This window comes from Candidatus Terasakiella magnetica (assembly GCF_900093605.1).
Lineage (GTDB): Bacteria > Pseudomonadota > Alphaproteobacteria > Rhodospirillales > Terasakiellaceae > Terasakiella > Terasakiella magnetica.
Window position 1 is genome coordinate 23,870 of sequence record NZ_FLYE01000010.1, and the last position, 10,046, is coordinate 33,915.

Here is a 10,046-nt window from a genome sequence, read left to right on the forward strand (position 1 = left end):
TTAACCTTTTCTACGGCGATCAATCGGCACAGGCATGCGGCGACGGCGACGATCCGGCCCTTTATAGGTTGCGCAATCCACAAAAGGGCGTGGGTTGGCGACCATGGCACAAATCCGGCTATAAAGATTGCCTGGTGAAAACGGTCTTGCCAAAAACTCATTCACACCCGCATCACGTGCCTCAGACACATTTTCCATATCGGTCATGGCGGTGAGCATAAAGATCGGTGTGTGCTGATAGCTTTCAAACGAGGCATTGCGGATTTTTTTCACTAAATCGATGCCACTATCAGACTTTAAGCGCCATTCCATGAAAATCACATCCGGGCGTTGGGTCAACAACATTTCCATCATGTCAGCTTCGTTTGAGGCAAAGACACAATTGCGTACCCCAAAAGTGCGCAAGACGGTTTCTGTCAAGCTCGCCGACCAACGGTCCACATCCACAATCAGAAAGGTTAAATCCCCAAAACCATAGCTCTGAAACTTCTTCATTATTCATTGTCCCCCAGCCAAGATTTCGGCATGTCGAATTCTTGTAGGAAAGCAGATACTTTCTCGATTTTTGCCTGTGCAGCCTCTTTATAATCCGCATCATGGATCAAAATGTGGTTACTGATCCATTTATAGAAGGTGGCGGAGATATTTTCACGCGCATCCTGATCAGACGACATCATGTAATAATCACGCATTTCATCGAGTTCAGCCAAAAGCTCTTCATGCTTTTTTGTATGTTCAAGGAGATCATCATAACCACACATGGCGAGGATTGCTTCTTCACGACCAAAGTGTACACGGGCATAGGCTTTCAGGATGGAAAGGATATAATCCATCTCATAAAGGCTCGCTTCACGTTCTGTTGCCATATAGAACTGCTGGATCAGATGGAAGAGATAGCGGTGATCTTCATCGATCTCTGCGATCCCCAATACATATTTATCCGACCAGTCAAAGCTGCTGGCATCCACTTTGGGCATATCGGCCTTTGGCGTGGAAGATGATTTGTTCTCGTCGAACAATTCTGCCAATGTTTCCTGAGAAATAACGCTTGGGTCTGGTTTGGGTTGTTCGACCGGTGCCTGTGGTGCAGGCTTTGGTGTAGCAGGTGCCGCTTTTGGTGCAGCTGCTGCTGGTTTTTGCTCTTCCACAGCTGGTTTTGGAGTCGCTTTGGGTTTGGGCTGGGGCTTGGGTTTCGCCGCTTCGCTCACAGCCTTCACATCAATGGATTCTTCAACGCCTTTAATCACCTGATCAAGTTTTTTAATCAGGGCACGGCCTAAATCCCCACCTGTGCCTTTAATGCGGTTATTCAGGATAAATTCAAAAGTGGTCACATAGGCGTTCAAAATATTAATGATGCGCTCATTGACCGTTTCTGTTCCAGCAGCACGATTGAGGTATTTCTCTAAATGGCCTGCTGCAAACGTAATCAACGTATAGCTATACCCGCCGCCTTGGGCTTTAAGGTTATAGCAAATATCTTGCATCTGCGCCATATCTGCGGGGTTTACTTCCTTAGCGGCATCCATTGCGGCCACTTTTTGCTTAAATTCAGCAATCGTTTCTTTGGTCACATCCACAAAACGTGCGCTTTGGGCTTGAATTTCTTTTTCAGCCTTGGCGATCACTTCCGGTGTAACGACACCCGGACCTGTGCGTTTTACCTTTTCGTAAAACGGGATATTTTCAAGCATTTTATGGGTTTTAAGTGCGGGCAGCCTGCCTTGACGGGCTTCTTTCACGCCATATTCAATAGAGGTTGCTTCGCTTTCGTAAAGGGAGACCTCACGAACCACGTCACCTTCTAGTTTCTTTCGACATGAAATAATTTCTGACCAGAAAGTCGCCGCTTCCTGTTTGTTCCAGAAAGCCTCAAAATTCTTTTGACCCGAGTTCTTTAAAACTGCCACAATAAACATAATAATTCCAACGCAATAGCAGACTACACTTCCAAGGAAAGTCTAATACACTACGGGTTGGTTTAATACTATTATTTTTTGGGCTTTTGAGCAAAAATTTAAGGGAGGAGGGCTCAACCCGAAATAGAAAGCCTTTTTAAGCAGTTGGCTTCTTCATGCGCTTCAACTGTAGGTCTTCTTGTAGAATATGATTTACAATCCATTGATTTAACAATGTTGCCAATTCATTTATCGGCCCCTGTAGATTCCCCTTGGTGCGTTCTTCCTTAAACTTGCCATAGGCCGTCATCAATTGCTTAATCAATTCCTGATGTAAAACAACATGGCGTTTCACATCTGGATATTTCAGCGCCTTCATGATCATTTCTTCACGGCGAAAATGCGTCTTGGTAAAATCATGCAACAGGTAAAAGACCTGATCAAGCTCGATCGCGGCTTCTTTTTCACTCTTTTCATTCAAGGTATCAACAAGGCCTCTAAACTGCTCAATCATTGCAATCAGTTTTTTATGATCATCATCAACAACAGAAATGCCGACGGACATACTTTCTTGCCACTTAAAAGACAACAGCTATCCTCCTATAATGTGGAACCTTGTTAAAAGATATCTGGCTTACTAACGTGCCTGTGTCAATACTGTTTTACGATTGTAGGTGTATTGTAGTTCAGAATTATTTGACATATTGGTTCATTAGCAGGTGCTAAACACAAAAATCACGCCGCGCCAGACTTAACCGCGGGTAAGACTTCCTGATTTGGTTTTTGCTGTTTTTGCGCTTCAGCTAACTGTTCTTGCAGGCGGGCCACTTCTGTTTCGGCATATTTCGTATCTTTCTTGCGGCTCATGGCAATGACGCGCCATTTAGCAACCGACAACCATGTCAGCAAAGCCCCAAAGAAAAAGCCAAACGCAAGTGTACCAAGGCTTAACAGATAAAGCGGGATATCCTGACTGAAAGGCAGCGGCCAGAAATTAACCGCAATCTCAGCTCTGTTCGAGATTGCAAAAATCACAACAACGGCTGCAAAAGGAAGGAAGATCAACCAAGAAAGAAGTTTCATAAGGCCATACTTTCAATGCAAGAAAACCAGATACGCCAGACATGCACAGACCAAAGCTGCGCATGAAACCTGTCATAACACCATCAAAAAGGATTAGCTATGGTTAAGGCGTTCTCTCAGCTTCTTGCCGGTTTTAAAATACGGCACAGCCTTCTCACCCACATCAACAGATGCACCTGTGCGCGGGTTGCGCCCCACACGTGATCCACGGGTTTTAATGGAAAAAGCACCAAAGCCACGCAACTCAACACGATCACCATCCGCCAAAGCCTGTGTGATCTCATCGAAGATTGTAGAAACGATCCGTTCCACATCGCGTTGGAAAAGGTGAGGGTTAGCTTCCGCTAAACGTGCAATTAATTCCGACTTAGTCATGGGCACCTGCTCCCTTTCTTTAAAAACGAGGCGGTTAAAAACCTACCCTAATGCTCTCTCTTTAAAGTTAAGGTTGCCAGACAGAAATCAAACCGTCAAGACTAAGTCCCTTAGAAATCAATGTTTTATCAAAAAAACTATAAATAATCGCATTTTTCGCACCTGCCCAAAGGTCTTCTTCCTTATATAAGGCATCAATGACATCAAGGGAGGAAGAAACATCTCTTTGACTTTCCAGCCAAGCCAAAGCCGCAGCTTCACTGCCCGTTTCATCAATCAACTTGGCCTTTTCAGCCTGCCTGCCTGTAAAAATTCGACCATCGGAAAGCTTAACGACTTCATCTTTTGAAAGGCCGCGACGCTCCATCACCATAGACTGAAACATGCTAAACATATCCAAAATCACGCTTTCAGTGGCTTTTCGGACTTCTGGTGTCATATCTTCCATTGGATTCGGCGCTGCTTTTAGGGGCGAACTTTTAATCACCACAGGCTTAACGCCAATTTTCTCCATCAGGCCTTTTATATTGGCTGACTGCATCAACACACCGATTGAGCCTGTAATGGTGCCTTCGCGCGCTACGATATGATCTGCCGCCAAGGCCGTCATATATCCGGCACTAGCAGCGACTTCGCCCATGACCGCAACAACGGGCTTCTTCTCCCCAAGTTTGCGCAAGGAACGATATAGTGCTTCCCCACCGACAACTGAGCCACCGGGGCTATTGATGCGCACAATCACCGCCTTGACCTGATCATCTTTTGCCAGCTCATTAATCATATGATCGCGATCAATATCATCGCGGATCACCCCTTCGACCCACAAACGTGCGATATGATCCCCATGTCCAAACATGTCAAAGCGCGCGCCCAGCGCCAACAGCGCCCCGCAAACAGCTAAGATGCCGATCCCCTGCCAAATACGCAGGCGGCGTTTCAGACGGATACGGTCCAAGAGATAATCAGCAGAGAAAGTCATTATATTTTACCTTATGGTTCTCGCGAAGTAAGACGCCTACTATAAAAGAAAAACCCCTCCCTGCAAGAAGCAGAAAGGGGTTTTCCAGAAAACGTCAAAAAGAGGTGACTAAAGATTTAGTCGTTCTTTTTGTTTTCCAAAGCAGCACCAAGGATGTCGCCAAGAGAAGCACCAGAGTCGCTTGAGCCGTACTCAGCCATTGCTTTCTTCTCTTCTTCAACTTCCAGAGCTTTCACAGACAAGGACACTTTACGTGCTTTCTTGTCAAACTGTGTCACTTTAGCGTCGATTTTGTCGCCTTCGTTGAAGCGGTCAGTGCGTTGATCACCACGATCACGCGCCAGATCACCACGACGGATGTAACCAGTCAGGCCACCTTCGACTTCAACTTCAAGACCGTTCTCTTCAACACCAATAACTGTACAAGTTACAACTTGGTTTTTCTTGATGTCAGAAGAAGCAGACTCAAATGGATCTTCAGAAAGCTGCTTGATACCCAAAGAGATGCGTTCTTTCTCAACGTCAACGTCGAGAACTTTCGCTTTTACAACGTCGCCTTTAGAGAAAGAGGCAAGCGCTTCTTCAGGTGTGCCTTCCCATGCCAGATCAGACATGTGAACCATACCGTCGATTTCGCCGTTAAGACCGATGAACAGACCGAATTCGGTGATGTTCTTGATCTCGCCTTCAACTTCAGCACCCTGTGGGTGTTCAGCCAAGAATGCATCCCATGGGTTAGACAAGCACTGCTTGAGACCAAGAGAGATACGACGTTTAACCGGATCAACATCCAGAACCATAACTTCAACTTCTTGAGAAGTAGAAACGATTTTACCTGGGTGTACGTTCTTCTTCGTCCAAGACATTTCAGAAACGTGTACCAGACCTTCAACGCCAGGCTCCAGCTCAACAAACGCACCGTAATCAGTGATGTTTGTAACACGACCAGAGAATTTGCCGTCTACTGGGTATTTGCCGTCTACGCCTTCCCATGGATCAGCTTCAAGCTGCTTCATGCCAAGGGAGATACGCTGTGTTTCAGAGTTAAAGCGGATAACCTGTACTTTAACAGTCTCACCAATTTGAAGAGCTTCAGATGGGTGAGCGATACGACGCCATGCAATGTCTGTAACGTGCAGCAGGCCGTCAATGCCGCCAAGATCGATAAATGCACCGTAGTCAGTGATGTTTTTAACAACACCGTCAAGAACCTGACCTTCTTCCAGACCCTTGATGAGATCGCCACGTGCTTCAGCGCGGGCTTCTTCAAGAACTGCACGACGTGAAACAACGATGTTGCCACGTTGACGGTCCATTTTAAGGATTTGGAATGGTTGTGCGTTGCCCATCAAAGGAGTCACGTCGCGTACCGGACGGATATCAACTTGTGAACCAGGCAAGAAGGCAACAGCGCCATTAAGGTCAACTGTGAAGCCACCTTTAACGCGACCGAAGATAACACCGTTAACACGCTCTTGAGCTTCGAACTGCTTCTCGAGGTTTTTCCATGCTTCTTCACGTTTTGCTTTTTCACGTGAAAGAACAACAGTGCCGTCTTTATTTTCATAACGTTCAACGTACACATCAACATTGTCGCCAGCGGACAATTTCTGTGCTTCTTCGCCGAAACCGAATTCTTTAAGGGGAACGCGGCCTTCAGATTTCAAGCCGACGTCAACCATCGCGAAATCATTTTCAACACCGATAATTGTACCAGTGACTACTTGGCCTTCAAAAAGTGCTTCTTCACCGTAAGATTCGGTGAAAAGCGCTGCAAAATCTTCAACTGCAGGAGCTGCTTCGTTCATAATAATAAGTCCTATAATAATATTGTTACATGCCAAACGGTTGGTTCCGTTGGTCTGTCACCAGCAATTGCGTCCAAAGGATACAGGTCAAACAGTGCAGTGACACCCTGTCGACCCCCTTTATTAAAAGTGCAAAAAGACCTCTCACGCCCCTTCCAATAAAAGGACCGTCAAAAGTCAACCTGCAGACGTGTTATCAGGCTTTTTCAGAGATGATCGATTTAGCCTGTTCAATGACTTCTTCAATCCCCAGATCGGAGGTATCCAAAATCACCGCATCATCGGCTGCCTTTAATGGCGCAGCAGCTCGTTGGCTGTCACGCGCATCGCGGTCTTTCATATCCTGCAAAACCTGCGCGTATATAGCTTCAAGACCACGATCTTGCAACTCTTTTAGTCGTCTTTGTGCACGAACCTCGCATGAGGCCGTCACAAACAGTTTCACAGGGGCATCCGGACAGACCACAGTCCCGATATCACGCCCATCTAAAACAGCCCCTGCCTTACCTGCTGGTGGCTGGCTTGCAAAACGGCGTTGAAACTCCAGCAACTCATCCCTAACAGGTTGAACTACCGCCACTTTTGAGGCTGCTTGTGCGGCTTCATCATGGCGGAGTTTTTCATTTTCAAGGTCAGTTGGCGTTAAATTTTGCGCCGCTTTAAGCGCATCATTTGCATCATCCAGATCGCCCCCGGCTTGGATCACGGCAAAACCCGTTGCCCGGTATAAAAGTCCCGTATCAAGGTAGGCGAGATTTAAATCTTTTGCGACTCGGCGTGCCAATGTGCCTTTACCAGCTGCTGCTGGACCATCAATTGCAACCACGATTGTCATATCAAAACACCTTAAGAAATTTTTGCACCCAAGCCATTCATCAGGTCAATAAAGCCCGGGAAGCTGGTATCAATAGGGGAGCCATCATCAATGGTCACCGGTTTTTGCGAAGCCAAACCGAAAACGATGAAAGACATGGCGATGCGGTGATCCAGACGTGATTTAATTTCACCACCGCCCAAGGCCGCCTCCCCCGTGGCGTTAACAATCATGAAGTCTTCGCCTTCTGTCACATCCACACCACAGGCTTTAAGACTTTCCACAACCACAGCAAGGCGATCACTTTCTTTAACGCGAAGTTCTTCCAGCCCTTCCATATGAGTGGTGCCTTTGGCAAAAGAAGCGGCCACAGCCAACACAGGATATTCATCAATCATGGAAGGCGCGCGCGAGGCAGGAACCGTCACCCCTGTAAGTTCAGAATATTCAACAACAAGGTCGGCAACTTCTTCACCCGCATCAATGCGGACATTTTCCTCAGTAATCTTGCCGCCCATTTCCTTAAGTGTGGCAAACAGGCCTGTGCGCAACGGGTTCATGCCGACGGCTTCTACGGTAATTTTTGATCCCGGTGTGATGAGTGCGGCAACAACAGGAAAGGCTGCAGAGCTTGGATCGGTTGGAACGATCACATCGCGGGCAACCAATTCTGGCTGGCCTGTCAGGGTAATCACCCGCCCGCCTTTATCGGTTTCTTCAACTTCAACCTCAGCACCAAAATGCTGCAGCATTTTTTCCGTATGGTCGCGGCTTGGGTTAGGTTCAATCACCGTTGTTTTACCCGGTGCGTTTAGACCTGCGAGCATGACAGCGGATTTGACTTGCGCAGACGCCACAGGCAATTCATATGAAATTGGCATCGGTGCGCTTGTGCCCTGGATAGCAATAGGCATGCGCCCATTTTCACGCGACACGAAACTCACGCCAATGGGGCGCAGAGGTTTCATCACCCGCTCCATTGGGCGCGAACAAAGCGAGGCATCACCTGTCATGAATGTGGTGAAGGATTGCGTGGCAAGCACCCCCATCAATAAGCGTGCGGCCGTGCCGGAATTCCCCATATCCAAGACACCCGTTGGTTCAGAAAAACCGCCAACACCGCGCCCCTTAATCACCCATGTGCCGTCATCACATTGTTCAACACTGGCACCAAGACTGCGCATGGCAGCAGCGGTGCATAAAACATCTTCACCTTCTAACAAGCCCGTGACTTTGGTTTCACCCACAGCCATGGCACCAAACATCAAGGCCCGGTGTGAAATGGATTTATCACCGGGTACACGAATAGAGCCCGTTAATGCAGAAGATTGTTGAGAGACGACAGGTTTCACCGCTTTTACTCCACGAAAAGTAAGAATTTCAGCGCACTTTCGTACAGTGGGCGCGTGAAGTCAATCAAAGAAAAATGCGAAAATTTTAATTTAGGATCACTCTAAACGAGACATTTTGACTTTTTCGTTTTACAGTACATATGAATTGAATGTGTACATGTCATCAAAGTGGTCTTTATCCATGTGAAAAGCTGCTTTGAAACTATTATCAATCAGGGACAAATTGTCCCGGTATCTGGCGACCAAAACAGATGCTTTTGAGATGTATCTGTTTGACGCGCCAGCCTTTGTAAAAAGTCGCGAAGGGAGGGCCGCACATGAAACCCGAATGGGGAACCAAGCACGAATGTCCGGGCTGTGGCGCACATTATTATGATATGCGCAACGCTGATGCCTCGTGCCCGAAATGCAATGAGCCGATCAATGACGAAGCCGCCTTAATGGCCAAAAAAGGCGATGTGGACGACACCGCGCCACCCAAAAAAGAGGCCGGCAACATCCTAGATGAATTCGAAGATGTGGAAACCGACCTTGAGGCGAGCGAAGGCGAAGATGATTTCATCGAAGATACAGAAGATCTTGTGGGCAGCGATGAAACCGATATGTCTGAAATCATGGAACATATCGACGAAGGCGTTGTTGACCAAAACCTCTAATTATTTTTTTCAAAGCAATTGCATTTTTATCTTGCAAGCTCTGAGAAATAAGCTATTTTGCGCCTACTTAAATCTAAGGGGCCTTAGCTCAGCTGGGAGAGCGCAACACTGGCAGTGTTGAGGTCAGCGGTTCGATCCCGCTAGGCTCCACCATTATACAAACCCTTCGCATTAGCGAGGGGTTTTGTCGTTATGGGCAAAAGTTCAAAAGTCAATATTATTATCAATGGTTTAGGTCAATTGCCTGAGCATCTCAAACCATCTCAAAATAATGAAATCAACCATCTAAACAGACTATCAGCAAGCCAACTTTCTCAAACTGTTACACATAAGTGTTACACATCATCGTTGAGTGAGGTGCCAAATGGCTAGGCTCAATGGATTATGGAAACGCGGGAATATCTGGCACTACCGAGTCCGAGTCCCTTCTGATCTTGTTAATAGCATCAACAGAATCAGCATAAATAAATCATTAAAAACAAAGAGTTATAGAACAGCCATTTCAAAGTGTCGCGTGATGGCATTTGAGTTTGAAGATTGGTTTAATCAAGTTCGTTCTGGTGCTGCACAACCAGAATATCGCCCTGAAAAAGTGTTACACAAAACTATTACACATGGAGCCCAAACCAAGCTCCACCAGAATACAGATTCTGAAACATTAAAATCCGTGATCCGAGAAGTTGTTTTGGAGGTTGTTGGCGATAGCATTCAGCCTAAACAAAAGCCGTCCATTACTATCAAGGAATTATTTGAACGATACATGGCAGACCCAGCAGCCAACCGCACACCAAAAACAATCCAGTCATATCAAACTGTCTACAACGGCCTGAAAGAACTTCTTGGCGAAAATAAGCAGATTGGAACTTTGTGCCGCGATGAATGTCGCATGGTGCTTGAGATCATTCGGTTTGTTCCTGCAAATGCCAAAAAGAAATTCCCAAAGAAAACTTGGAAACAAATTTCAGAAATAGCGAAAAGACGGGGAATGAAACCCATGGCCCCATTAACAATCAATCAATAAATATATCAATCGGCTTTCAGCGATGTTGAACTGTGGCAAGCCCCTAGTTTGTTAGACACC

11 protein-coding genes and 1 tRNA gene are annotated in these 10,046 nt (G+C 46.5%); 3 read left to right on the forward strand and 9 right to left on the reverse strand.

The window, feature by feature from the left end:
- From MTBPR1_RS06660 to aroA, 9 genes are all read right to left on the reverse strand, one after another.
- The gene (locus tag MTBPR1_RS06660) at positions 1-495 is read right to left on the reverse strand and encodes a response regulator (RefSeq protein WP_069186796.1); all 495 of its coding nucleotides are present in this window, start codon (positions 493-495) and stop codon (positions 1-3) included.
- The gene (locus MTBPR1_RS06665) at positions 495-1,919 is read right to left on the reverse strand and encodes a bacteriohemerythrin (RefSeq protein ID WP_069186797.1); all 1,425 of its coding nucleotides are present in this window, start codon (positions 1,917-1,919) and stop codon (positions 495-497) included. Before MTBPR1_RS06665 ends, MTBPR1_RS06660 begins: the two co-directional genes overlap by 1 nt.
- 136 nt (positions 1,920-2,055) lie before the next feature.
- Positions 2,056-2,487 (reverse strand): bacteriohemerythrin, encoded by a 432-nt coding sequence (locus tag MTBPR1_RS06670; protein WP_126465074.1) that lies wholly within the window; start codon positions 2,485-2,487, stop codon positions 2,056-2,058.
- Between the two features lie 146 nt (positions 2,488-2,633).
- Positions 2,634-2,981, reverse strand: a complete 348-nt coding sequence (locus tag MTBPR1_RS06675; protein ID WP_069186799.1) for a lipopolysaccharide assembly protein LapA domain-containing protein — start codon at positions 2,979-2,981, stop codon at positions 2,634-2,636.
- Between the two features lie 93 nt (positions 2,982-3,074).
- Positions 3,075-3,356, reverse strand: coding sequence for an integration host factor subunit beta (gene ihfB, locus MTBPR1_RS06680; protein ID WP_069186800.1), 282 nt, complete (start codon positions 3,354-3,356; stop codon positions 3,075-3,077).
- Between the two features lie 67 nt (positions 3,357-3,423).
- Positions 3,424-4,335, reverse strand: coding sequence for a signal peptide peptidase SppA (gene sppA, locus MTBPR1_RS06685; protein WP_069186801.1), 912 nt, complete (start codon positions 4,333-4,335; stop codon positions 3,424-3,426).
- A gap of 116 nt (positions 4,336-4,451) precedes the next feature.
- On the reverse strand, positions 4,452-6,143 hold the full coding sequence (rpsA, locus tag MTBPR1_RS06690) for a 30S ribosomal protein S1 (protein ID WP_205631218.1): 1,692 nt from the start codon (positions 6,141-6,143) through the stop codon (positions 4,452-4,454).
- A 196-nt stretch (positions 6,144-6,339) separates the two neighbouring features.
- The gene (gene cmk / locus MTBPR1_RS06695; protein WP_069186802.1) at positions 6,340-6,978 is read right to left on the reverse strand and encodes a (d)CMP kinase; all 639 of its coding nucleotides are present in this window, start codon (positions 6,976-6,978) and stop codon (positions 6,340-6,342) included.
- Positions 6,979-6,989: 11 nt separating this feature from the next.
- Positions 6,990-8,309, reverse strand: a complete 1,320-nt coding sequence (gene aroA, locus MTBPR1_RS06700; RefSeq protein ID WP_205631219.1) for a 3-phosphoshikimate 1-carboxyvinyltransferase — start codon at positions 8,307-8,309, stop codon at positions 6,990-6,992.
- Between the two features lie 317 nt (positions 8,310-8,626).
- On the opposite strand from aroA, the gene MTBPR1_RS06705 reads away from it, so the two are divergent.
- The 3 genes from MTBPR1_RS06705 (at position 8,627) to MTBPR1_RS06715 (ending at position 9,986) form a co-directional block, all read left to right on the forward strand.
- Positions 8,627-8,965, forward strand: a complete 339-nt coding sequence (locus MTBPR1_RS06705; RefSeq protein ID WP_069186804.1) for an FYDLN acid domain-containing protein — start codon at positions 8,627-8,629, stop codon at positions 8,963-8,965.
- 77 nt (positions 8,966-9,042) lie between these two features.
- Positions 9,043-9,118 (forward strand) — tRNA-Ala (locus MTBPR1_RS06710).
- A 211-nt stretch (positions 9,119-9,329) separates the two neighbouring features.
- Positions 9,330-9,986, forward strand: a complete 657-nt coding sequence (locus tag MTBPR1_RS06715) for a DUF6538 domain-containing protein (RefSeq protein ID WP_338031277.1) — start codon at positions 9,330-9,332, stop codon at positions 9,984-9,986.
- Positions 9,987-10,046: the final 60 nt, after the last annotated feature.